The sequence below is a fragment of the Solimonas aquatica genome (assembly GCF_900111015.1).
Taxonomy (GTDB): domain Bacteria; phylum Pseudomonadota; class Gammaproteobacteria; order Nevskiales; family Nevskiaceae; genus Solimonas; species Solimonas aquatica.
Window position 1 is genome coordinate 168,398 of sequence record NZ_FOFS01000005.1, and the last position, 22,879, is coordinate 191,276.

The following is a 22,879-nucleotide window of genomic DNA, read 5'->3' on the forward strand; positions in this document are numbered from 1 at the left end:
GACGAGGCCCATCAAACCGAGGGATTTCCCCCAAGACCGGCGCGCCACTGCTTGAGCGCGGCGATGCGGCGCTGGCGCAGGGCCTGGCCGATGGCCGGGCCGCTGAGGCCCTCGCCCATCACATCGGCAGCCTGCAGCTGGATGGCCTCGGCGCGCGCCGCACGCAGGTAGTCGTTCTGCGGATACTCGCAGTGCTCGAAGCCGAGCCGGCCGCGCGCATCGCACAGACAGGCCTGCAGCATCAGCTCGAAGCGCTCGCCGGCGCGCAGGGCCTGCGAACGCTCCAGCAGATCCAGCAGCGTGGCCGGACGCAGCTCGCGCACGCGATGCACCAGCAGATGTTCGCGGGTATGCAGCAGTGCCAGCTCGCGGCAGTCATTGGGCACGCGCAGACGCCGCGAGAAAGTCTCCACCAGCGGCAGACCGCGCTGATCGTGCATGTGGTGCGAGGGCCATTCGCGCGGCGGCGTGGCGGCCTTGCCCAGATCGTGCACCAGGGCCGAGTAGCGCACCGGCAGGCTGAAACCCTCGCGCGCGGCGGCGTCCACGCACATCAGGGTGTGCACCAGACTGTCCACCTCCGGATGGTAGTCGGCGCGCTGCGGCACGCCGGACAGCGCCGCGAGTTCCGGCATCAGCAGCGCCAGCGCGCCGCAGTCCTGCAGTTCCAGAAAATAACGCGAGGGCTGTTCACAGCGCAGGGCCTTGCCGGTTTCCTGCCAGACCCGCTCGGGCACCAGGTGATCGAGCTCGCCGCTGGCCACCAGCTGGCGCAGCAGCGTGCGGGTCTCGGGCGCCACCGTAAAACCCTGCGGCGCGAAGCGCGCGGCAAAGCGCGCCACGCGCAGCACGCGCAGCGGATCTTCCGTGAAGGCCGGCGAGACGTGGCGCAGCTGGCGCGCAGCGAGATCGCGCTGACCCCCGTAAGGGTCGATGAGCGTGCCCTGCTCGTCCTGGGCGATGGCATTGATGGTCAGGTCGCGGCGCGACAGATCATCTTCCAGCGTCACGTCCTCGCCGGTGTGAAAGGTGAAACCCGAATAGCCATGACCGGACTTGCGCTCGGTGCGCGCCAGCGCGTACTCCTCGCCGGTCTGCGGATGCAGGAACACCGGGAAGTCCTTGCCCACCGGCTTGTAGCCCTGCGCGAGCATGGCCTCGGGCGTGGCGCCCACCACCACGTAGTCACGCTCCTTCACCGGCAGGCCGAGCAGCCGGTCGCGCACCGCACCTCCCACCAGATACACCTTCATGGCTTGCGCACCGGTTGCAGCAGGCTGTCGATTTCGCGCGTCTGGCCGCTGAGCTGCCAGCTGTGCACGGCGATGTGCCAGAGAATGCGCTGCACATAGCCGCGCGTTTCGTTGTACGGCACGTTCTCGATCCAGATGTCGGCGGCCATGGGCTGCGGCGGCAGCCAGCGCGCCACGGCATTGGGCCCGGCGTTGTAGGCGCAGATGGTGGGCACGAACTGGCCGTCATAGCGCGCATTGATCTGCTGCAGATAGGCGCTGCCCAGCCGCAGATTGAGCTGCGGCTGGAACAGCTCCTCGCGCTGCGGACGCGGCAAGCCGATCTTGCGCGCCACATCGCGCGCGGTGTCGAGCTTGAGCTGCAGCAGGCCCAGGGCATCTGCCGAGGACACCGCCTGCGGCAGGAACAGGCTTTCCTGGCGCATCACGCCGTACACCCAGTCGGAAGGCAGCTGCGCGTCCTGCGCGGCCAGCGCGATCTCCTGCGTAAAGGCGCGCGGATAGAGCAGGTCCAGGGCATCGCTGGCGTCGAGCTGATTGAGCGTGAGCACGGTCTGCCAGTGCCAGCCCCAGCGCGAGGCCAGGCGCGCGGCCTGGATGCGTTCGGCTTCGTTGAGATTCTGCGTGGCGCTGCGCCACTCGGCATTGGCCCAGCTGATCTCACCGACATAGAACAGCTCGCGGGCGCGCGTCAGCGCTGCGCTGCGCAGCAGACGGTTCTGCGCGTCGAGATCTTCGGCGAGCTGGCGCCAGCGCGGACGATAAGGCCGGTCGAGCTGATGCGCGGCCAGCAGCGCGTAATAGCCATTGTCCTGCGCGAGATTTTCATAGGCGCTGCGCGCCGCCTCGCTGTGTCCGAGCTGCGCTTCGACGCGCGCACGCCAGTAGCGCCAGCGCGGCTCCTGCGCCATCGTCACCGGCAGCTCGGCCAGCCATTGCGCGGCCAGCGTCCAGCTCTGATTCCACAGCGCGGCGCGGATGCGCCATTCGGCGGTGCGCGTATCGGCCAGCGCGCTGGCGCTGGACAGCTTCTGGAAATAATCCAGGGCACGCGCATCGCGGTTCCAGGCCAGCGCCAGTCCCAGGCTGCGCGTCAGCTCGGCCTGCTCGCTGACGCTGATGCGCGGCGGCGCAAAGGCCGGCAGCAGCTGCGCGGCAACATCGGCATCGCGGCGCGCCAGCTTCGTAAAGCCCGCGATCAGGGCCGGCGCTTCGATTCTGGCCTTGGTATCCGCTGCCAGCGCGGCCAGTGCCGTACGCGGATCATCCAGCAGCGAAAGCCATTGCCTGAGCGGCGCGGCGCGTTCGGGCGGCAGCGCGGCGATCAGGCCGGCGGCGAAGTCGGCATTGCCGGCATCCAGGGCCTTGCGCGCGCGCGCTTCGCGATCGGCGTCGCCGATGACTTGCTGCTGCGCCAGCCAGTCGAAGACCGGATTGCAGGGCGGCGGCAGCTGCGGCGCCTCGCGCCAGAACGCGAGCAGCTCGGGGGCCAGCGCGCGACGCGCCGGCTCTTCGCTGGCAAGCGCGATGCGCGCCTGCCAGCGCCAGCACTGCAGGAGGCTGTCTTTGCTGTCGGCCGGATACTGCGCGAGAAACTGCGGCCAGGCCTGACGCGCTGCCAGCTGCAGCAGCCAGGCGCGGCGCAGTTCGCCGGCCACCGGCCAGTCGCCCTGCGCATCGAGAAAGCGCTGCGTCTCGGCGTCCAGGCTGGCATCACGCGTCTGCGGCAGCAGCGTCAGCAGGCGCGCGGCGCTGAGATAAGGCGTGAGGGCGTAGTGGCGCAGCAGCGGCGCTTCGGCCGGCAGCTCGCCGCGCCGCGCCACTTCCAGTGCGGCGCGAAACGCCGTGCGCTGCTGCGTGTCGCCGTCCTGCGCCTGCGCGCTGCCGGCGAACAGCAGCAGCGCCAGCAGTGCCCAGAGAGCTTTCATGCGCTCACTCCGCGGGCATCGCCTCGTCCGGGCGATAGCGCACGCCCTTCATGCCGCAGGCGAGGATGGCGTCGCGCAGCTGCGTGATGGCGGCGCGGCGCGGATAGGTCTTGCGCCAGACCAGGGCGATGGAACGATGCGGCCCCGGCGGCACGAAGGGCTTGGCCAGCAGGCGCGCGCGTTCCTCCAGGCGATTGTCCACCGAGGATTGCGGCAGCACGGTGATGCCCAGGCCACCGACCACCATATGACGGATGGTTTCCAGCGAACTGCCGGTCTGCGGCTGCGGGCCGTCGCGATCCGGATCGATGCACTTGGGGCAGGCCTCGATCACCTGTTCGCGGAAGCAGTGTCCCGGCCCCAGCAGCAGCAGCGGCTCGCCGGCCAGCTCGCGCGCGGCGATGGCCTTTTCCTTGGCCCAGTGATGCTCCGGCGGCATCAGCACCATGAAGTCTTCGTCATACACCGGCCAGGCCGAGAGCCCGTTGAGATCCACCGGCAGCGCCACGCAGATCACATCCAGCTCGTTGTCGCGCAGCTGTTCCAGCAGACGCGCGGTGAAGTTTTCTTCGATCACCAGCGGCATCTGCGGCACGCGCTCACGCAGCAGCGGCACCAGATTGGGCAGCAGATACGGGCCCACCGTGTAGATGGCGCCGAAGCGCAGCGGGCCGGCCAGCTCATCGCGACCGGCGCGCGCCAGATCCTCGATCAGCCGCGCTTCCGCCAGCACGCGCTTGGCCTGCGCGATGATGCGCTCGCCAATCGGCGTGGGCCGCGCCTCGCCACGGTTGCGCTCGAACAGAATCACGCCCAGCGTGTCTTCGAGCTTCTTCAGCGCCACCGACAGCGTGGGCTGCGAGACAAACGAGCGCTCGGCGGCGCGGCCGAAGTGCCGCTCCCTGTCGAGGTTCACCAGATAGCGCAGTTCGGTGAGAGTCATGCGCGGATTATGGCATTGCGCGATGTGCCGGCGCTTAAAGGGCCGGCGTGCGCAGGCGCGCCTGCCTTGCCGTTGCGGCGAGGCAGGCGCGCAGCTGGTGACGACTTGCCTAGCGGCGGCGCAGAACGCGGGCGAAGCCTGCGCCCAGACCCAGCAGCGACAGGCTCAGCCAACCCAGCGCACCACCACCGCCACCGCCGAGGTTGCCGCTGGTATCGGGCACCGAGGTGAGCGGCACCTGATAGGGATCGGCGTAGCTCACCCAATCGACGATGCAGTAGCCGTCGGAAGTGCCGCAGCTCTGGTTGTACTCGCTGACGATCAGCGTGCCGCTGTAGCTGCCCTGCGGCGGCTGGCTGCTGATGGGCACGGTGGTATCGAGGTTGGTGAAGGAGCCGGCCGGCCGCAGCGTGCCCTGGCTGTTGGTATTGCTCAGCCCGGCCAGCGGGGCCACCGCCATGCGGTAGCCGCTGATGCTGCCGCCGCTGTAGGCGCTGGTGGTGGCCCACAGCTCCAGACGCAGGCTGCCGCTGGTGCGCGTCAGCGAGCCGTTGTGCAGCTCCGCCACCTTGAAGCGCACGGTCTGCGCCAGATAATCCGGCGTGCTGGAAGTGGCACCCACCACTTCGACCGCATTGCTGCTGGTGCCGCCGCTGCTGGCCACCTGCAGCTGCGGCGTGAGCTTCAGGTAATCGTCGAAGCAGTAGCCGTCATTGCTGGTGCAGGCGCTGGTGTACTCCGTGACCATCAGCACCGGATAGTAGGTACCCGGCGGCGGCACGGTGTCGACGAGCACATCCTGCGAGATGTCGTGGAAGTAAGCCCCGGGCGCGAGCTGCGTGCTGCTGCTGCCGCTGGCGTGCAAGGGCAGCACCGCCAGGCGATAACCGTTGAGGCTGCCGCCGTTGTAATCGCTCTTGCTCGCCCACAGCTCCAGGCGCAGCGCGCCGGAGGTCACGGTGCTGGAGGTATTGCTGACCTTGGCCACCGCGATGTGCGCGGTGTTGGTGCTGAAGTTCGCGCTGTAGCTGGCCGGGGTGCTGAGCTGGATGGCGCTGCCGGCGCCAGCCTTCGCCTGCACATCGCCGCCCTGGGCGAGTTCGGAAGACGGCGAAGGCTCGGCCGACCCGTCCGGACTAGCCGGCACCGCCGCCTCGCCCTGCGCGCCGGCGGGCATCGGTTCCACCGTGGCGGCCGTGTACGACAGAGGGCGCGCCGAGGCGCTGCCGAAGGCCAGCGCCAGCAGCAAGGCCGACGCCAGACGCGATTGGGGATGAAACAGAGAAAACCACGAAATGCGCGCGCCCGCCGAGGGCGCGGCGCTGATGGGGGATAAATTCATTGCCACGAACTCCTGATGACCTGTTTCCCAACGACCTGTGACGCGCTCTGCGGCGCGCCTGCATCGCGCCCTGTGCCTGACGCGGCAGTGCTCGGCTTCGGCGATGAAGTCCATGCGCACTGCAGGCCGGATGCTAACCGATTCAGCAGGGGACTTGGCCCGCCTTGCGGGTTTGTGGCGCCTGCGACGATGCACTACATGAACGCTGCGCTCAGTGCACCGGAATCAACATCACGCCGCCGATCTTGGCTGGCACCAGCGCTGCGGCTGCATTCTCCGACACGGCCTGCCCGGTCTGCTGATCAAGCAGGCGGGCATACGCGATGCCGCGCTCCACTCTTGCCTGCCCTGTATAAATGTGACCGACTTCCAGGCGCGCGCTGAGCGGCAGATAGGCTTCCATCAGCGGCCCCGGTGCCCACACGCTGTTCTTGCCGTGCACCACCTGCAGAACCAGATTGTGATTGCCCGGCGCGACCGCGTAACGTGCATCGATGCCACGGGTCATGACATCCGGCTTCACCATCTGCCCATCGATGACCACAAACATCGCCGATATCGCGTGCTCCCCATCTTCCAGCCTTTGGTTCTGAATGATGGCCGCGCTCGGATCAATCTCGCCGACAGGAACTTTGGTGGCGCACGCGGTCAGCGTCATCACCAAGAACAGCATCAGGTATCGCATGGATAATTTCCATTGGTTCGGGCTGCATGGAGCCGAGATGAACGCCCGGAGTAAATTGCTCGGAGGGCTTGCCGATAACTTCTTAATTTACTCGGCACTCTTCTGACTTCTCAGGCAATCACGCTTGAAGACAGAACCACAAAGCATTGGTACGTGGCAATTCCGAATCCCCCCATCGAGATCAAATCCAGCACGAAGTCGATGGCGTATTGGCGAGAGAGCCAATCGGCCAACTTATAGCGCCGCGTGTCCTTGTACGCAGGCTTCATTTCGCCGTAATAGCAAGCCCACATGACGGACTTGTTGACGGCGGCAAGAACAACCTGAAGGGCGACGCCGGCCAAGAACAAGATGCCAATGCTCGGTAGTCGTCCGGACTTGGCCAGAACCTCCCATATCTTGTCTTGGCTGAGGAAGAGCGCGGGCGCACCAATTCCATAGGCGACGAGCCAGGTTCTCAGCACCCCTGCATGCTGGCTGTAAGCCTCGGAGAGAGCCGCGGCACTCTCCGTCAAGCCAGCTGTGTTGTTGCTTGCCATGCGACACCCCTCGTTGATGACAGCTAATTATCACGGCCACTCTCAAGCGGAACTGAGCGCTGGCCCTCTCTCCGGAGCAATATCGTCTCCACCTCTTTTGCACGCCCCCGCTTGACAGATTATTCCTCCCACCAGTGCCAGCCAGTAAACGCGACTCGGATGCTTCAAGCCGGACACGAAGCACCGCAGCTTCACCAACCCCCGTACGCTCACACTCCCCGACGATGGCAGTCGGGTTCGCGGCGCTCACCAACGCCCACCCAATAGCGCCCCACCCCACCACCCGCTACGATGCGCGCCCGCGTCAGATGAGCCCAGGATAGACATGGCCGAATTGCTGCTCAGCCCGAACGAAGCCCGCGTGATCGCCTCGCTGGTGGAGAAGTCCATCACCACGCCGCAGTACTACCCCATGACGCAGAACGCGATCATGCTCGCGGCCAACCAGAAGACGTCCCGCTTTCCGCTCATGAATCTGAGCGAGGGCGAGGTGGGCAATGCCCTGGGGCTTCTGGAGGAACTCAAGCTGGTGGTGCGCGACAACTTCAGCGCCCGCGCGCAGAAGTGGCGGCATCAGTTTCTGCATCAGCTGCTGCTCAAGCCGCAGACGCAGGCGGTGCTGGTGACGCTGATGCTGCGCGGGCCGCAGACCCTGGCGGAGCTGCGCGCGCATGCCGCGCCGCTGGGCGGTCCCGGGGACGATGAGTCGGTGCGTACGGTGCTCAATGATCTGGCCGACCGCGCGCAGCCCATGGTGACGCAGCTGCCGCGCGCGCCGGGACAGTCGGCGGTGCGTTATGCCCATCTTTTGTGCGGCGGCGAGTCCATTGCGGTGCCGCAGGACTGGGAAGCCGAGCCGGCCGCAGCGCCGCGCAGCGGCTCCACGGAGGCGCGGCTGGCTGCGCTGGAGCAGCAGCTGAGCGCGCAGCAGGAACAAATCAACGAGCTGAAACAACAGCTTGAACTGCTGATCGGGCCTCCCGGCTGAAACGGCGCGGCGGCCTGCCGCGCCGTTCTGTGTTCGGATGTCAAATCCGCTGGCAGGGCTTTAGCAAGATGAAACGCAGTCTGATACAGGGCTTATGGGCCCGGGGCTGGTCGGTTTCATGGCGCTTTATCAAACCCGCTTGGGGGCACGCAGCTATCGCTTCGCCGATCTGAAGGCGGTGCTGGCCTGCGCTTCGCCGCGTCGCTCCGGCGATGAGCTGGCGGGCCTGGCTGCGCAGAGCGATGAGCAGCGCGTGGCCGCCAAGCGCGTGCTCGCGGAGCTGCCGCTCAAGAGCTTTCTGGAAGATCTGGTCGTGCCTTATGAGGACGACGAGGTCACGCGCCTGATCATCGACAGTCACGACGCGCAGGCCTTTGCGCCGGTTTCGGCGATGAGCGTGGGTCAGTTCCGCGACTACCTGCTGTCCTACGCGGCCGATAGCGACACACTCGCGCGCCTGGCACCGGGGCTCACGCCGGAGATGGTGGCCGCGGTGTCGAAGCTGATGCGCAATCAGGATCTGATTGCGGTGGCCGCCAAGTGCCGGGTGGTGACGAAGTTCCGCAACACCCTGGGCCTGGCCGGGCGCCTCGGCTCGCGCCTGCAGCCCAATCACCCCACCGACGATCCCATGGGCATCGCCGCCGCCACGCTCGACGGCCTGCTCTACGGCATCGGCGATGCGGTGATCGGCATCAACCCCGCCACCGATTCGGTGCCCGACACCATCCGCCTGCTGCAGATGCTCGACGAGCTGCGCCAGCGCTTCGAGATTCCCACGCAGTCCTGCGTGCTCGCGCACATCACCACCAGCCTGCGCGCCATCGAGCGCGGCGCCCCGCTGGATCTGGTGTTCCAGTCCATCGCCGGCAGCGAGGCCGCCAATCGCGGTTTCGGCATCGATCTGAAGCTGCTGCGCGAAGGCCTGGACGCGGCGCGCGCACTCCAGCGCGGCAGCGTGGGCGAGGACGTCATGTACTTCGAAACCGGCCAGGGCAGCGCGCTGTCGGCCAATGCGCATCACGGCGTGGATCAGCAGACCATGGAAGTGCGCGCCTACGCGGTGGCGCGACCGTTCTCGCCGCTGCTGGTCAATACCGTGGTCGGCTTCATCGGCCCGGAATATCTCTTCGATGCCAAGCAGATCATCCGCGCCGGCCTGGAAGATCACTGCTGCGGCAAGCTGCTGGGTCTGCCGATGGGCGTGGACGTCTGCTACACCAATCACGCCGAAGCCGATCAGGACGACATGGACACGCTCATGACCCTGCTCGCCACCGCCGGCGTGAACTTCATGATCGCGGTGCCCGGCGCCGACGATGTGATGCTCAGCTACCAGAGCCTGGCCTACCACGACATTCTCGGCCTGCGCCATCTGCTCAATCTGCAGCCGGCGCCGGAGTTCGCGGCCTGGCTGCAGCGCATGGGCCTGTGCGATGAGCACGGCCGCCTGCCGCCGCCCGAGGCCAACAGCAAGGCCCTGCGCCAGCTGTTTGCGGCCGCGCCATGAGCGGGATCACGCACGATCCCTTCGCGCGCTTTCGCGGCCTCACGCGCGCGCGCATCGGCATCGGCCGCGCCGGCGACGCGCAGCCCACGAATGCCTTGCTGGATTTTCAGGCCGCACACAGCCGCGCGCGCGATGCCGTGCACGGCGCGGTGGACTTCCATGCCCTGGCCGCGCAGCTGGCGCATCCCAGCGTGCCGGTGCGCTCGCGGGCGCCGGACCGGCAGACCTATCTGCGTCGTCCCGATCTGGGCCGGCGTCTGCATGAAGAAGACGTCTCGCGCCTGCAGGCGCTGGCCGGCGACTTTGATCTGGCCATCGTGGTGGCGGACGGTCTGTCCGCCGCCGCCGTGAGCGCACAGGTGCCGGGTCTGCTCGCGGCCCTGCTGCCGCGTCTGGACGGCATGCGGCTCGCGCCGATTGCGCTGGCTGCCCAAGGCCGCGTGGCCCTGGGCGACGAGATCGCCGAGCTGCTGGGCGCGCGCATGGTGGCGGTGCTGATCGGTGAGCGGCCGGGCCTGTCGGTGGCCGACAGCCTGGGCATCTATCTCACCTGGCAGCCGCGCCTGGGCCGTGTCGATGCCGAGCGCAACTGCATCTCCAATGTGCACGGCGATGGCCTCTCGCACGCGCAGGCCGCCGAAACCCTGTTGTGGCTGATGAACGAGGCGCGCGAGCGCCAGCTCACCGGCGTGGATCTGAAACTGGAAACGCCGACGGTCTCGCTGCCTTCGGCGCCGCAAGCGCTTACCTGATTCGCCCCTGCACGGCGAACAATTCTAGGAGTGGTGTCATGAGCGAAGCAGCAACAAAGACCGAGTTGAAGAAAAGCCTGAGCGGTTGGCATTTATGGGGCATCGCGGTGGGCCTGGTGATTTCCGGCGAGTACTTCGGCTGGAGTTACGGCTGGGCCTCGGCGGGCACCCTGGGCTTCCTGGTCTCCACCATTCTGGTGGCGGTGATGTACACCACCTTCATCTTCAGCTTCACCGAGCTGACCACGGCCATTCCGCATGCCGGCGGTCCCTTCGCCTACAGCTATCGCGCCTTCGGGCCTTTCGGCGGATTCGTCGCGGGCTTCGCCACGCTGATCGAGTTCGTGTTCGCACCACCGGCGATCTCGCTGGCCATCGGCGCGTATCTGAATGTGCAGTTCCCGGCACTCGATCCCAAGACCGCCGCAGTGGGCGCGTACATCGTGTTCATGGCGCTGAACATTGCCGGCGTGTCCATCGCCGCCACCTTCGAGCTGTTCGTGACCCTGCTGGCGATCTTCGAACTGCTGGTGTTCATGGGCGTGGTGGCGCCGGGTTTCTCCTGGAGCCATTTCACCGCCAATGGCTGGGCGGGCACGTCGAGCTTCACGCCGGCGGCGCTGGGCGGCATCTTCGCGGCGATTCCCTTCGCCATCTGGTTCTTCCTCGCCATCGAGGGCGCGGCCATGGCCGCCGAGGAAACCAAGGACCCGAAGAAAGTCATTCCGCGCGCTTACGTGGGCGGCATTCTCACCCTGGTGGTGCTGGCCTTCGGCGTGATGTTCTTCGCCGGCGGCGTGGGCGACTGGTCCAAGCTCGCCAACATGAATGATCCGCTGCCGCAGGCCATGAAGATGGTGGTGGGTGAATCCAGCGGCTGGCTGCACATGCTGGTGTGGATCGGCCTGTTCGGCCTGATCGCTTCCTTCCACGGCATCATCATGGGCTACTCGCGACAGATCTTCGCGATGGCGCGTGCCGGCTTTCTGCCGGGCTTCTTCGCCAAGCTGCATCCCACGCGCAAGACCCCGCACTGGGCGATTCTCGCCGGCGGCGTGGTCGGCATCGCGGCCATCTATTCCGACAGCTTCATCCAGATCGGCGGCCAGCCGCTGACCGCCAACATCGTCACCATGTCGGTGTTCGGCGCCATCCTGCTGTACATCGTCTCCATGCTCAGCCTGTTCAAGCTGCGCCGCAGCGAGCCGAAGCTGGTGCGGCCGTTCCTGGCACCGTTCTATCCGGCGTTCCCGGCCATCGCCCTGCTGCTGGCGCTGGTGTTCATGGGCACCATGATCTATTACAACAAGATCGTGTTCGGCCTGTTCCTGGCGCTGTTCGCGGTGAGCCTGCTGTTCTACTTCCTCAGCGCCAAGTCGCGCGCTGCGGCGGCCAGCGATGATGCGCTGCTGGCGAGCGCGCCGGACGCGGCCTGAGCGGTTTGCACGCTTATTGCTCCGTCAAGCGCTGTCACGCTTGGGAGTGAAGCTGGCTGTGGCAGGACCGTGTCGGGGGACGCGGTCCTGCTTTTTCGATTTTTCGTGATTCTTCGTTCAAGGACCTGCAGCGCAAGATGCGGATTTCGGCATCGACCAGCTCCGGACAGGGCCGCCATGTACTGGCGGCAGCCGCCAGCGGCGTGCGCGCCTTCATCCGCTGCGAGGGCGGCAACGACAGCACCGTGCTGTCGCGCGCCGGACTGGATGGCGCCAGCATCGACAATCCGCTGCTGCCCCTGGACCTGGGTGCCTACTGCCGGATGATGGAGCTGGCGGCGGCCGACACCGGCGACGACAACTTCGGTCTGCGCTACGGCCAGCAGTTCCAGCCCGAGCAGCTGGGCCTGATCGGCCAGATCGCGCTGGCCGCGCCCAACCTGGGCAGCGCGCTGGAACATCTGGCGGGCCTGTTCCCGTTTCACCAGCAGGTCACCGAAACCGCGTTTCGCGAGCAGAACGGGGTGCTGAGCCTGGAGTACCGCATTCTCGACGGCCGCATCCTGCAGCGGCGTCAGGACGCCGAGCTGACCCTGGGCATGTTTGCCAATGTGCTGCGCCGCTGCCTGGGCGCGGACTGGGCGCCGGACGAAGTCTGGTTCGAGCATCCGCGACCGGGCCAGTGGCGCGAGCACCGCGAGGCGTTCCGTGCGCCGGTGCGCTATGGCCAGTCGCGCAATGCCCTGCGCTTCCGTCTGCGCGATCCACTGCAGGCCATGCCCGGCCGCGATCTGTCCACGCTGGTGCAGCTGCGCCAGCAGTTGCTGCAGGTGGCGGGCGATACCGGGCAGCTGAGCTTCGTCGACAGCCTGTGCGGCGAAATCCGCTCGCGGCTGGTGTCGGGTTATCCGCACATCGAGGCGGTGGCCGCAGCGCTGGGTCTGGCGCGCTGGACGCTGCAAAGGCGTCTGGCCGAAAGCGGCTGCAGCTATGCCGAGCTGGTGGAGGATCTGCGTCGGCGGCTGGCGACACAATATCTGGGCGAGCGGCATCTGCCGCTGAGCGACATCGCCGCACTGCTGGGCTATTCCGAACTCAGTGCCTTCACGCGTGCCTGCGTGCGCTGGTTTGGCGCCGCACCCACGCAGCTGCGCCGCCAGCGCGACGGCCTGCTCTGAGACACTGCCGCCGGCACACAGACGCCGCATTTCCGCTGTGCCGATCAGGCTTGTGCGAATTTCACGCGTCGCGCTGCAAGCACCATGCGACGCAGCTCACCTTGCTGTGCTTTCTGCGCAGGGCACGCTGCGGAAAAGTCCTGCATCTGAAAGCAAACTCTGGTTTAATCGCACACTGGCACCGGGACTGCACACCGGTGTTACAAACCCGATCTACCAACAAACAGCTTTCAAGGCGAGGGGACCGTCATGTCGCGCAAACCCAAATCGCTCAACCGTCTTGCACTGGCCCTGGCCTGTGCCGCTCCCCTGCCTGTGATGGCGGGCGACGGCATCTACCTCGGCCTGGAAGGCGGCGCGAATTTTCTTTCCAAGCAGCATCTCAAGATTTACGGCGATACCGGTCTCGGCGCGCTGGACAACGGCACCGAAATCGCCAAGCTCAAGTTCGATACCGGCTGGGTTGGCGGCGCCACGCTCGGCTACGCATTCGCCAACGGCCTGCGTCCCGAACTGGAATACAGCTATCGCGATAACGGCCTGAAGAATGCCGTGATCGGCGTCGGCGGCTCCGCCGGCAGCACGGTGAAGGCCGACGGCAACGAGAAAGCCGAAGCCGGCAGCCTCAATCTCTGGTGGGATCTGTTCAAGTCCGGCTCCGTGCATCCCTACCTGGGTGGCGGCCTCGGTTACGGCAAGATCAAGCTGGACGACCCGCAGTACAACGGCAGCCAGCTGACCTCGCGTCACGACTACGCCATGGTCTATCAGGGCGGCGCCGGTCTGGCCTTCGACCTGAGCCCGCACTGGACGGCCTCGCTGGACTACCGCTATGTGCGCAGCGAACGCCTGAGCTTCGATCTGAGCGCCAACGACGGCTCCAATGTCCGCACGCGCTACGAAGCGCAGTCGGCCATGGTCACCCTGCGTTATGCCTTCGCCTCGCCGCCGCCCCCGCCGCCGCCTCCGGCGCCGGAACCGGCTGCCGTGGTGGAAGCGCCGCCCCCGCCGCCCCCGCCGCCTCCGGCTTGCAAGCCGCCGCAGGCTGGCGAGCGCATCGACCTGAGCGGTTGCGGCACGGGGGATGTGATCGTGCTGCACGGCGTGAACTTCGAGTTCGACAAGTACTCGCTGACCGCCAATGCCAAGTCGCTGCTCGATGGCGTGGTCACCGCGCTGCAGTCTCGCACCGACATCAAGGTGGAGATCGACGGTCACACCGACAACGTCGGCACCGATGCCTACAACCAGAAGCTCTCCGAGCGCCGCGCCAAGGCCGTGCACGACTATCTCGTGCAGCACGGCATCGAAGCCGCGCGTCTGAGCAGCAAGGGCTTCGGCGAGAGCCAGCCGGTTGCCGACAACGCCACCGAGGAAGGCCGCGAGAAGAACCGTCGCGTCGAGCTGAAGGTGACCGAGAGCAACGGCAACGGTCAGGGCGCGGCTGCACCGGCCGCCACCGAAGCCGCCCCGGCAGAAGCGGCTCCGGCCGCTGCGCCGGCGGAAGCCGCACCGGCCGCCGAAGCCGCCCCTGCGGCTGAGCCGGCACCGGCCGCCGCACCGGCGGAGCCCGCAGCCGCGCCGGCTGGTGAGGCCGCCGCGCTGCCGGACACCACCGTCGCGCCGGCTTCGGGCGAGGCCGCTTCTGGCGGTCCGGCCTGGGACTCGCTGCCGCAGATGCCGGAGCCGGCTCGCTGAAGTCAGCTGCACGGCGTGCTTGAACGGAAACGGGCCGATGAAAATCGGCCCGTTTTCTTTTTGCCTCGTCCGTTTTCGCGCGACTCAGTGCATCATCAGGAACACCTGCAGCTCGCCGACCAGAAAGCCCAGCACCGCGCCGACCGTGATCAGCACCCACTCGTCCTGCTTGAACACCGGGCGCAGCATGCCTTCGAACTGCTCGGCGCTCATCGCGCGCATGCGCTCGATCAGGGTGTTGCGGATATCCATGGCGTCTTCGGCGTAGCGGTTCACCGATTGCAGCGCCACCGGCAGCTCGCGCATCAGCGCCTCGGCCACCGCGTGCTTCATCTCGTTGTACTTCTTGCTGCCGATCACCAGCGCCACCAGCGGCCGTGCCGCGCCGGCCTGCTCGTCCACCGCCTGCTTCACATTGCGCTGCACGACTTCGAACAGACGATCCGACAGCGGCCCCTGCATCACCGCCTCCCAGAACTTGGCCGGCGTCAGAATCTGGTCGGCAATCAGATTGCCGTAGTCATGCGCCACTTCCTGCTGGCGGCGCAGGAACAGGCCCTGCACCTTCAGGCCCATGACCGTGCGCGGGCGCAGCGGGCGGAACAGCATCTGCAACGCCAGCCAGTCGCTGGCAAAGCCGACGAACAGACCGAAGGTCGGCAGCACCCAGGGCTCCTTGTAGAACACCCAGGTGACCATCTGCACCAGGCCGATGCCGAAGCCGAAGTAGAAGCCGGCGGTGCCGAAGAACCTGAATTCCTGGCGGCCGGTCTCGGCGAAGATGCGGTTGAGCAGCTGCTTGTCGCGGACCAGATTGCTCACCACCATGTGCTTGAGGTCGAACAGCTGATCGATGCGCGCGCGGATCTCGCCCATGATCTGTTCGATGGTGTTGGGCATGTCGGCCTGCACGCGGGCGATGATCTTGCGGCGCATGAATTCCGGCAGCGTGGCCCACAGGCCCGGCTGGTAGCGTTCCGCCACCTCGTGGGTGATGCGCTCCATGGCCTCGGTCAGCGGCCGCTCCAGCTCGCGCGCCACGCGCGCCGGGTCCAGGCGGTTGAACACCTCGCGCACCGAAATCAGGTGCCGGGTCATGGCTTCCACCGACAGTCCCGCCATGCGCTCGGCGTTTCGCGGGATAATGCCCTGCCAGCCCAGAAAGGGCGGGATACCGATGAACTCGATGGGGTGGAACATCATGCGGATGGCCACCACCTTGGTCAGGTAACCGATGATCGCGCTGATGAAAGGCAGCGAGAGATAAACCCAGAGATGCTGCCGCACGTCCGCGATGATGTTCTGCCAATCCATTCGCTGCTCCCCTTCTTTGTATTTCTTGGCCGTCGTCGCGCCTTGCGCGGCATTGTGCCGCAGCCTGCCCTCCGCTCCCATCGGCCGCACCGCCAGAGCCCATGACTGATCCGGCCAGCTTCAAGCAGCTGCGCGGCCTGCTGGACGCGCAGGCACAGCAGCTCACCGCCCGCGACTACGCCCACATCCTGCGCCGCCTGGAGCAGGCACGCCGTGGCGGCAAGCTGGACCTGCAGCGCCTCAATCAGGACGTCGAACAGGCACGCCTGCGCTACGAGAACCGCCTGCGCCTGAAGCCTGCGCAGATCCGCTATCCCGAAGAGCTGCCGGTGGTGCAGGCGCGCGAGGAGCTGCTCAAGGCCATCCGCGAGCAGCAGCTGGTGGTGGTCTGCGGCGAGACGGGTTCGGGCAAGACCACGCAGCTGCCCAAGCTGTGCCTGGAGCTGGGGCGCGGCACACGCGGGCTGATCGGCCACACCCAGCCGCGCCGTCTGGCTGCGCGCAGCGTGGCGCAGCGCATCGCCCGCGAACTCGACACCACGCTGGGCGAGCTGGTGGGTTATGAAACGCGCTTCGACCGCCGCGTCTCCGAGCGCTCGCTGATCAAGCTGATGACCGACGGCATCCTGCTCGCCGAGCTGGGCCGCGACCGCCTGCTGACGAGCTACGACACCCTGATCATCGACGAGGCGCACGAGCGCAGCCTCAACATCGACCTCTTGCTGGGCTGGCTCAAACAGCTCCTGCCGCAGCGGCCGGATCTGAAAGTCATCATCACCTCGGCCACGCTCGATCCCGAGCGCCTGTCGCGGCACTTCCACGATGCGCCCATCCACACCGTCTCCGGACGCCTGTATCCGGTGGAGCAGCGCTACCGGCCCATGGCCGGCGATCAGGAACTGGAAGACGCGATTGCCGAAGCGGTGGAGGCGCTGTGGCGGCCGGCGCCCAATGGCGATGTGCTGGTGTTCCTTCCCGGCGAGCGCGAGATCGGCGATGCCGCACGCGTGCTCGCCGGCCGCTATCCGCGCGCCGAGGTGCTGCCGCTGTACTCGCGGCTGGCGGCGGGCGCGCAGGACAAGGTGTTCAGCACCGGCCGCGCGCCGCGCATCGTGCTCGCCACCAATGTCGCGGAGACTTCCGTGACCGTACCGGGCATCCGCTATGTGATCGACAGCGGCACCGCGCGCATCAACCGCTACGCGCCGCGCAGCGGTGTGCAGCAGCTGCAGATCGAGCCGATCTCGCAGGCCGCCGCCAATCAGCGCGCCGGCCGCTGCGGACGCCTCGGTCCCGGCATCTGCGTGCGCCTGTATGCCGAGGATGATTTCGCCGCGCGGCCGGCCTTCACCGATCCGGAAATCCGCCGCGCCAATCTCGCCGGCGTGATTCTCACGCTCGCGGCCCTGCGTCTGGGCAAGGTCGATGAATTCCCCTGGGTGGATGCGCCCGACGGCCGTCATGTCGCCGAGGCTTATCGCGTGCTGCAGACGCTCGGCGCGCTGGATGAAGCCGGCACGCTCACGCCCCTGGGCCGCGAGCTGGCCCGTCTGCCCCTGGACCCGCGCGTGGCGCGCATCGCCATGGCCGGGCGCGGCACGGCCGCGCAGGATGCGATCTTTGTGCTCGCCGCCGCGCTCTCGGTGCAGGACCCGCACGAGCTGCCCGCCGAAGCCCGCGACAGCGCGCGCCAGAAGCACGCCATCTGGCGCCATCCGCGTTCGGATTTCCTGTCCCTGCTCAAGCTCTGGCAGCAATGGCGCGACTGGAGCGCGCAGGCTTCCAACCGCCAGCTGCGCAAGCTCTGCCGCGATCACTTCGTCTCCTTCCTGCGCATGGAAGAATGGGAGGCGGTGTACAAGCAGATCTGCGATCTGCTGGGCAATCGCGAGGAGCCCCGGCCCGCCGCCGACAAGCGCTGGAACGATGAGCGCCTCAATGAACTCTACGTGCCGGTCCATGAAGCCCTGCTCGCCGGCCTGATCGATCACATCGGCTACAAGCTGCCGGAGAAGAGCGAGTACCAGGGACCGCGCAACCGTCGCTTCAAGATTCATCCCGGCTCGGCGCTGATCAAGAAGTCGCCGGCCTGGCTGATGAGCGCGCAGCTCGCCCAAACCTCGCAGCTGTTCGCACGCAACAACGCGGCGATTGAACCCGAGTGGCTGGAGCGCGCCGCGCCGCATCTGATCAAGCGCACCTTCCTGCATCCGCAGTGGAACAGCGAGCGCGGCGAGGTGACCGCCACCGAGCACGTCAGCCTGCTGGGCCTGCCGCTGCTCACCCGCGCACGGCATTACGGTTCCACGCATCCGGCCGAGGCGCGCGAGATCTTCATCCGCGAGGCACTGATCAAGGGCGAGCTGCCGCGCAAGCCGGCGTTTCTGGAACACAACCTCCAGCTCATCGCCAGCATCCAGGACAAGGAAGCCAAGCTGCGCCGTCCGGACCTGCTCGCCGACGAGGCGCATTTCTTCCGCTGGTACGACGAACGGGTGCCGGCGGAGGTCTGCGCCTCCGCGCACCTGAAGAGCTGGCTCAAGCGTGAACCGCAGGCACAGCAGGGCCTGCGGATGCAGGAGGCCGATGCCCTGCGCCCCGGTGCCAATGCCGATGTCGAAAGCCAGTTTCCGGATCATCTCGACATCGACGATCTGCGCCTGAAGCTCTCGTACTCGCACGAGCCCGGCGAGGAGCACGACGGCGTCACCTTCCACGTTCCGCTGGCGCAGGTGCATCAGCTGCCGGCGGAGATTTTCGACTGGCTGGTGCCGGGCCTGCGCGCCGCCAAGATCGAGGCCCTGATCCGCAGCCTGCCCATGCATCTGCGCCGGCAGTGCACGCCGGCCGCCGAATACGCGCAGGCGCTGCATCAGCGGCTCGATCCGGCACAGGGCGCGCTGCTGCCGGCCATGTGCGAGGCGCTGCAGGCGATGACCGGCGTGCGTCTGGAGCCGGGCGATTTTTCACCGGACAGGCTGGAAGCGCATCTGCGGCCACGGCTGCAGCTGGAAGACGCCAAGGGCCAGCTGCTGGGTGTGGGCGAAACCCTGGAGCAGCTGCGCGGACGTTTTCGCGGCGAGGCGCGCAGCGCCCTGCAGCAGGCCGCACGCAGCGATGACACGCTCAAGCGCTGGACGCGCGAAAAGCTGGTGGACTGGGACTTCGAGGCGCTGCCCGAGTCGGTGCCGCTGGCGCACGGCGCGCGCGGCTATCCGGCGCTCTCGGCCGAAGGCGAGTTCGTGCATCTGCGCCTGTTCGAGTCCGCCGAGGCGGCGGCGCGTGCGCACCCCGCCGGCGTGCGCGCGCTGCTGCTGCTGCGCGTACCCGAGCGCATCCGCGATCTGGCCAAGAGCGCGCGTCTGAAGCTCGCCCTGCTGGCAGCGCCCTTCGGGCTGGACCCGCAGGACATCGCCCAGCAGCTGGCGCTGCGTGCCGCCGAAACCCGGCTGCTGGGAGAGGAGGCCGTGCGCAGCAGAGAAGACTTCCAGCAGGCCCTGGAACGTCGCGCCGCCTTCAGCCTGGACGCCAGCGCGCGCCTGGACACCCTGATCAACTGGCTCAATCAGGCCGTCGGCATCAAGAAGCAGCTCGACGCCTATGCCGCGCGCTGGCCGGCCTCGGTGGCGGACATGCGCGCGCAGCTGGAGAGCCTGCTGGCGCCCGGCTTTGCCGCCGCCATCCCCGAGCCGCAGTGGCCACGCATCACGCTCTATCTGCGCGGCCTGCAGGTGCGCCTGGAGCGCCTGGCCAACAAGCCGCTGCGCGACGAGGAGCTCACGGCGCAGATCACGCCCCTGCTGCGCGCGCTGCCGGGTCCTTTCCATGCCGCGCGCTGGGTGCTGGAGGAATGGCGTATTGCCTTGTTTGCGCAGGAGTTGAAGGCCGTGAACCGGCCCTCGGCGCAGGCCGTGCGGGAGGCCCTGGCGAGGGTCTGAGCTGGCCAGGCCGGCCGGCCATGCGCATAATGCATGCGCATCAAACGGAGTATTCCATGAGCACCGCCTCGTACAGCAGCGAGCCGCGCCGCCGGCTCAATCTCAGCATCCGCGAGACCCTGATCCAGGAAGCGCGCAAGGCGCAGCTGAACCTGTCGCGCTTTCTCGAAGAAAAGCTGGAGCAGGCCCTGCGCGAGGAGCGCGGCCGGCGCTGGCAGGAAGAAAACCGCGAGGCCATCGAATTCCATCGCGAGCGCATCGCCCGCGAAGGCATGTGGAACAAGGATCTGATCTCGTTCTAGGCCATGGCCCGGTTCCAGGCTTACCGCAACACCCGGCCCAGCCGCGCCGAGGTCCCGTTCCTGCTCGATGTGCAGTCCGACCTGGTGCAGACCGGCTCGCGCCTGGTGGTGCCGCTGGTGCGCAAGGAGCGCTATGGCCGGCTCTACACGCGGCTGAATCTGGAGTTCACCGTCGAAGGCCTGGCGGTGGTGGCGGCGGTCTCGGATCTGGCGGCGGTCGACGCGCGCGAGCTGCGCGAGGCGGTGGCCGATCTGGCCGCACAACATGCCGAGATTCTCTCGGCCATCGATTTTCTGATTTCAGGTTACTAGATGAGCATTCCTTCCCAAGACCGCCTCATCGCCGCCCTGGACCTGCCGCACGCCGATGCGGCGCGCGCCCTGGTCGGCCGGCTCGGCGATGCCGTGCATTTCTACAAGATCGGCCTGGAGCTGCTGATGGCGCCGGGCTTCTTCGAGCTGCTGGACTGGCTCAAGGCCGCCGACAAGCGCGTGTTCGTGGACCTGAAGTTCTTCGACATCCCGGAAACCGTGGCGCGTGCGGTGCGCAATCTCGCCGAGCGCGGCGCGGACTTCTGCACCATCCACGGCAACCAGTCGATCATGGAAGCGGCGGCCCAGGCCAAGTCCGGCAACATGAAAGTGCTGGCGGTGACTGCGCTCACCAGCCTGGATCGCGGTGATCTCCATGACCTGGGCTTTGCCTGCGATGTCGCCGAGCTGGTGCTGTCGCGCGCGCGGCGCGCGCTGGCGGCGGGTTGCGACGGTGTGGTGTCCTCGGGCCTGGAGGTCGAGAAGCTGCGCGCCGAAGCACCGCGCGAGCTGATCTGCGTCACGCCCGGCATCCGTCCGGTCGACAACCGCGTGGAGGCGGATCAGAAACGCATCATGACGCCGGGCGCGGCGATTGCCGCCGGTGCGGATTATCTGGTGATCGGCCGGCCGATCCGGGATGCCGCCGACCCGCGCGCGATGGCGCAGCAGATTCAGGACGAGATCGCGCAGGCCCTGGCCGCGCGCAAGGCAGGCTAGAGAGATGAGCACCATGCGCAAGCTGCAGAACGACCGTTTCCTGCGCGCGCTCAAGCGCCAGAGTGTGGACCGCACGCCGGTGTGGATGATGCGTCAGGCCGGACGCTATCTGCCGGAATACCGCGCCTCGCGCGCCAAGGCCCGCGACTTCATGGCGCTGTGCCGCAGCCCCGAGCTGTGCTGCGAGGTCACGCTGCAGCCCCTGGATCGCTATCCGCTCGACACCGCGATCCTGTTCTCCGACATCCTCACCATTCCCGACGCCATGGGCCTGGGCCTGCGCTTCGTGGAAGGCGAGGGCCCGAAGTTCGCGCAGACCGTGCGCGATGCCCGCGCCGTGGACGCGCTGCCGATTCCCGATCCCACGCAGGAGCTGCGTTATGTGATCGACGCGGTGCACACCATCCGCAGCGCGCTGGGGGATCGTCTGCCGCTGATCGGTTTCTCCGGCAGTCCCTGGACCCTGGCCACCTATATGGTGGAAGGCGAAGGCGGCTCGGATTATCTGCAGATCAAGCGCATGGGCTATGAGGCGCCGGAACTGCTGGACGCGCTGCTGGCCAAGCTCTCGGCCTCGGTGTGCCTGTATCTGGAAGCGCAGGTCGCCGCCGGTGCCGATGCGGTGATGGTGTTCGACACCTGGGGCGGCGTGCTCTCGCCGGCCGGCTATCGGCGTTTCTCGCTGCAGCCGATGGCGCAGATCGTGGCGCACATGAAACGCGTGGCACCCGAGGTGCCGGTGATTCTGTTCACCAAGAACGGCGGCCAGCATCTGGAGATCATGGCCGACACCGGCTGCGATGCCTTGGGGCTGGACTGGACCACCGATGTCGGGGCCGCGCGACAGCGCGTGGGCACGCGCGTGGCGCTGCAGGGCAATCTCGATCCGGCCTGCCTGTTCGCCTCGCCGGCGAAGATCGAAGCGGCGGTGGCCGGCATTCTGGAAAGCTACGGGCAAGGCAACGGTCATATCTTCAATCTGGGTCACGGCATCCTGCCGCAGACCCCGCCCGAACACGCCGGCGCGATGATCGAAGCCGTGCAGCGCCTGAGTCCCGCTTACCACCGCTGACCGAGGCACACCGGAGGCCGCCATGCTCTCAGTGATTTTTCCGCCCAGCGTGATGATGCTGCTGACCACGGCAGCACTGATCATCAGCACCCTGGCGGCTTTCATCCTGTTGATGCCGGCGGCCCTGCTCAAGCTGATTCCGCATGTGCCGCTGCAGCGCGCCTGCAGCCGCTACTGCGTGTGGGTGGCCACCAACTGGGTGTCCAACAACAAGATGCTGCTGCGCCTGCTGCACGCGGAAACCTGGGATGTGGAATTCCGCACGCCGCTGCAGCCGGGCAAGAACTATCTGCTGATTGCCAATCACCAGTCCTGGGCCGACATCATCCTGCTGTTCGATCTGCTGCATGGCCGCGTGCCCTTCCCGCGTTTCTTCCTCAAGTACGAGCTGCTCTACGTGCCGGTGATCGGCATCGCCTGCTGGGCCATGGACTTCCCCTTCATGCGCCGTCTGGACCAGCGCCAGCTCGCCGCGCATCCCGAGCTGCGCGGCAAGGATCTGGAAACCACGCGCCGCGCCTGCGAGATCTACAAGCGCGAGCCGGTGACCGTGATCAACTTCCTGGAAGGCACGCGCTTCACCGAAGAAAAGCGCCTCGCCAAGAAATCACCGTACCGGCATCTGCTGCCGCCCAAGGCCGGCGGCATGTCGTTCACGCTCAATGCCATGGGCGAGCAGTTCGCCGGCGTCATCGACGTGACCATCGCCTATCGCCCGACGCAGAAGAAGCTGCTGTGGAGCTTCACCAGCGGCGAGCAGAACCAGCTGGCCGTGCACATCGATGTGCTGCCGATTCCTGCCGAACTCATGCACGGCGATTACGAAACCGACCGCGAATACCGCACGCGCTTCCAGAGCTGGATCAACGGCATCTGGATGCGCAAGGACGCGCGCCTGGAACGCATGCTCAACACCCGCCCGGTGATGCAGGCGCAGCGGCCGGTGCATTACTGAGCCGGGCTGCGCAG

At 67.1% G+C, this 22,879-nt stretch carries 19 protein-coding genes; 12 read left to right on the forward strand and 7 right to left on the reverse strand.

Going from position 1 to position 22,879, the window contains the following annotated elements:
• Positions 1-11 precede the first annotated feature (11 nt).
• The 6 genes from BMY12_RS07920 to BMY12_RS07945 form a co-directional block, all read right to left on the reverse strand.
• Complete coding sequence (locus tag BMY12_RS07920; RefSeq protein WP_093284251.1) at positions 12-1,253, reverse strand: multifunctional CCA addition/repair protein; 1,242 nt, start codon at positions 1,251-1,253, stop codon at positions 12-14.
• The gene (locus tag BMY12_RS07925) at positions 1,250-3,181 is read right to left on the reverse strand and encodes a lytic transglycosylase domain-containing protein (protein ID WP_093284254.1); all 1,932 of its coding nucleotides are present in this window, start codon (positions 3,179-3,181) and stop codon (positions 1,250-1,252) included. Before BMY12_RS07925 ends, BMY12_RS07920 begins: the two co-directional genes overlap by 4 nt.
• Before the next feature lie 4 nt (positions 3,182-3,185).
• Positions 3,186-4,124 carry a hydrogen peroxide-inducible genes activator gene (locus BMY12_RS07930; RefSeq protein WP_093284256.1) on the reverse strand — a complete coding sequence of 313 codons (939 nt, stop codon included), beginning with the start codon at positions 4,122-4,124 and terminating at the stop codon, positions 3,186-3,188.
• 109 nt (positions 4,125-4,233) lie between these two features.
• Positions 4,234-5,466, reverse strand: coding sequence for a hypothetical protein (locus BMY12_RS07935; protein WP_143068885.1), 1,233 nt, complete (start codon positions 5,464-5,466; stop codon positions 4,234-4,236).
• A gap of 211 nt (positions 5,467-5,677) precedes the next feature.
• Positions 5,678-6,151: a hypothetical protein gene (locus BMY12_RS07940; protein WP_143068886.1), complete on the reverse strand. Its 474-nt coding sequence runs from the start codon at positions 6,149-6,151 to the stop codon at positions 5,678-5,680.
• Positions 6,152-6,261: 110 nt separating this feature from the next.
• Positions 6,262-6,690 (reverse strand): hypothetical protein, encoded by a 429-nt coding sequence (locus BMY12_RS07945; protein ID WP_093284264.1) that lies wholly within the window; start codon positions 6,688-6,690, stop codon positions 6,262-6,264.
• A gap of 325 nt (positions 6,691-7,015) precedes the next feature.
• Here BMY12_RS07945 and BMY12_RS07950 point away from each other — a divergent pair, with 325 nt between their 5' ends.
• The 6 genes from BMY12_RS07950 (at position 7,016) to BMY12_RS07975 (ending at position 14,252) form a co-directional block, all read left to right on the forward strand.
• Positions 7,016-7,678: a YceH family protein gene (locus tag BMY12_RS07950; RefSeq protein ID WP_093284267.1), complete on the forward strand. Its 663-nt coding sequence runs from the start codon at positions 7,016-7,018 to the stop codon at positions 7,676-7,678.
• Between the two features lie 118 nt (positions 7,679-7,796).
• Positions 7,797-9,188: an ethanolamine ammonia-lyase subunit EutB gene (locus tag BMY12_RS07955; RefSeq protein ID WP_093284591.1), complete on the forward strand. Its 1,392-nt coding sequence runs from the start codon at positions 7,797-7,799 to the stop codon at positions 9,186-9,188.
• Complete coding sequence (gene eutC / locus BMY12_RS07960) at positions 9,185-9,940, forward strand: ethanolamine ammonia-lyase subunit EutC (RefSeq protein ID WP_093284269.1); 756 nt, start codon at positions 9,185-9,187, stop codon at positions 9,938-9,940. Before BMY12_RS07955 ends, eutC begins: the two co-directional genes overlap by 4 nt.
• A 38-nt stretch (positions 9,941-9,978) precedes the next feature.
• Positions 9,979-11,376 carry an ethanolamine permease gene (gene eat / locus BMY12_RS07965; RefSeq protein ID WP_093284272.1) on the forward strand — a complete coding sequence of 466 codons (1,398 nt, stop codon included), beginning with the start codon at positions 9,979-9,981 and terminating at the stop codon, positions 11,374-11,376.
• 137 nt (positions 11,377-11,513) lie between these two features.
• Complete coding sequence (gene qhpR, locus BMY12_RS07970) at positions 11,514-12,554, forward strand: AraC-like transcriptional regulator QhpR (protein WP_093284275.1); 1,041 nt, start codon at positions 11,514-11,516, stop codon at positions 12,552-12,554.
• A 249-nt stretch (positions 12,555-12,803) separates the two neighbouring features.
• The gene (locus BMY12_RS07975) at positions 12,804-14,252 is read left to right on the forward strand and encodes an OmpA family protein (protein WP_093284277.1); all 1,449 of its coding nucleotides are present in this window, start codon (positions 12,804-12,806) and stop codon (positions 14,250-14,252) included.
• Positions 14,253-14,336: 84 nt separating this feature from the next.
• Here BMY12_RS07975 and BMY12_RS07980 read toward each other — a convergent pair whose 3' ends face one another.
• A complete protein-coding gene (locus tag BMY12_RS07980; RefSeq protein WP_093284280.1) occupies positions 14,337-15,566 on the reverse strand; it encodes a DUF445 domain-containing protein in 1,230 nt (409 codons plus the stop codon).
• Positions 15,567-15,667: 101 nt separating this feature from the next.
• On the opposite strand from BMY12_RS07980, the gene hrpA reads away from it, so the two are divergent.
• From hrpA to yihG, 6 genes are read left to right on the forward strand one after another with little or no spacing between them, the layout of a single operon-like run.
• On the forward strand, positions 15,668-19,504 hold the full coding sequence (gene hrpA / locus BMY12_RS07985; protein WP_093284281.1) for an ATP-dependent RNA helicase HrpA: 3,837 nt from the start codon (positions 15,668-15,670) through the stop codon (positions 19,502-19,504).
• A 56-nt stretch (positions 19,505-19,560) separates the two neighbouring features.
• Complete coding sequence (locus BMY12_RS20270; RefSeq protein WP_177188897.1) at positions 19,561-19,806, forward strand: type II toxin-antitoxin system CcdA family antitoxin; 246 nt, start codon at positions 19,561-19,563, stop codon at positions 19,804-19,806.
• 3 nt (positions 19,807-19,809) lie between these two features.
• The gene (locus tag BMY12_RS07995; protein ID WP_093284284.1) at positions 19,810-20,118 is read left to right on the forward strand and encodes a CcdB family protein; all 309 of its coding nucleotides are present in this window, start codon (positions 19,810-19,812) and stop codon (positions 20,116-20,118) included.
• On the forward strand, positions 20,119-20,838 hold the full coding sequence (gene pyrF / locus BMY12_RS08000; RefSeq protein WP_093284286.1) for an orotidine-5'-phosphate decarboxylase: 720 nt from the start codon (positions 20,119-20,121) through the stop codon (positions 20,836-20,838).
• A 13-nt stretch (positions 20,839-20,851) separates the two neighbouring features.
• A complete protein-coding gene (hemE, locus tag BMY12_RS08005; protein ID WP_093284596.1) occupies positions 20,852-21,910 on the forward strand; it encodes a uroporphyrinogen decarboxylase in 1,059 nt (352 codons plus the stop codon).
• A 22-nt stretch (positions 21,911-21,932) separates the two neighbouring features.
• Positions 21,933-22,865 (forward strand): 1-acylglycerol-3-phosphate O-acyltransferase, YihG family, encoded by a 933-nt coding sequence (gene yihG / locus BMY12_RS08010; protein WP_245732408.1) that lies wholly within the window; start codon positions 21,933-21,935, stop codon positions 22,863-22,865.
• Positions 22,866-22,879: the final 14 nt, after the last annotated feature.

Bases quoted from the DNA above. Each gene is read 5' to 3' on its own strand.
- BMY12_RS07925 (WP_093284254.1), bottom strand. From the start codon at position 3,181: ATGAAAGCTCTCTGGGCACTGCTGGCGCTGCTGCTGTTCGCCGGCAGC.
- qhpR (WP_093284275.1), top strand. From the start codon at position 11,514: ATGCGGATTTCGGCATCGACCAGCTCCGGACAGGGCCGCCATGTACTG.
- pyrF (WP_093284286.1), top strand. From the start codon at position 20,119: ATGAGCATTCCTTCCCAAGACCGCCTCATCGCCGCCCTGGACCTGCCG.
- BMY12_RS07920 (WP_093284251.1), bottom strand. From the start codon at position 1,253: ATGAAGGTGTATCTGGTGGGAGGTGCGGTGCGCGACCGGCTGCTCGGC.
- BMY12_RS07980 (WP_093284280.1), bottom strand. From the start codon at position 15,566: ATGGATTGGCAGAACATCATCGCGGACGTGCGGCAGCATCTCTGGGTT.
- BMY12_RS07945 (WP_093284264.1), bottom strand. From the start codon at position 6,690: ATGGCAAGCAACAACACAGCTGGCTTGACGGAGAGTGCCGCGGCTCTC.
- BMY12_RS07955 (WP_093284591.1), top strand. From the start codon at position 7,797: ATGGCGCTTTATCAAACCCGCTTGGGGGCACGCAGCTATCGCTTCGCC.
- BMY12_RS07940 (WP_143068886.1), bottom strand. From the start codon at position 6,151: ATGCGATACCTGATGCTGTTCTTGGTGATGACGCTGACCGCGTGCGCC.
- BMY12_RS07935 (WP_143068885.1), bottom strand. From the start codon at position 5,466: ATGAATTTATCCCCCATCAGCGCCGCGCCCTCGGCGGGCGCGCGCATT.
- eutC (WP_093284269.1), top strand. From the start codon at position 9,185: ATGAGCGGGATCACGCACGATCCCTTCGCGCGCTTTCGCGGCCTCACG.
- BMY12_RS20270 (WP_177188897.1), top strand. From the start codon at position 19,561: ATGAGCACCGCCTCGTACAGCAGCGAGCCGCGCCGCCGGCTCAATCTC.
- eat (WP_093284272.1), top strand. From the start codon at position 9,979: ATGAGCGAAGCAGCAACAAAGACCGAGTTGAAGAAAAGCCTGAGCGGT.
- BMY12_RS07950 (WP_093284267.1), top strand. From the start codon at position 7,016: ATGGCCGAATTGCTGCTCAGCCCGAACGAAGCCCGCGTGATCGCCTCG.
- BMY12_RS07975 (WP_093284277.1), top strand. From the start codon at position 12,804: ATGTCGCGCAAACCCAAATCGCTCAACCGTCTTGCACTGGCCCTGGCC.
- hrpA (WP_093284281.1), top strand. From the start codon at position 15,668: ATGACTGATCCGGCCAGCTTCAAGCAGCTGCGCGGCCTGCTGGACGCG.
- BMY12_RS07995 (WP_093284284.1), top strand. From the start codon at position 19,810: ATGGCCCGGTTCCAGGCTTACCGCAACACCCGGCCCAGCCGCGCCGAG.
- yihG (WP_245732408.1), top strand. From the start codon at position 21,933: ATGCTCTCAGTGATTTTTCCGCCCAGCGTGATGATGCTGCTGACCACG.
- BMY12_RS07930 (WP_093284256.1), bottom strand. From the start codon at position 4,124: ATGACTCTCACCGAACTGCGCTATCTGGTGAACCTCGACAGGGAGCGG.
- hemE (WP_093284596.1), top strand. From the start codon at position 20,852: ATGCGCAAGCTGCAGAACGACCGTTTCCTGCGCGCGCTCAAGCGCCAG.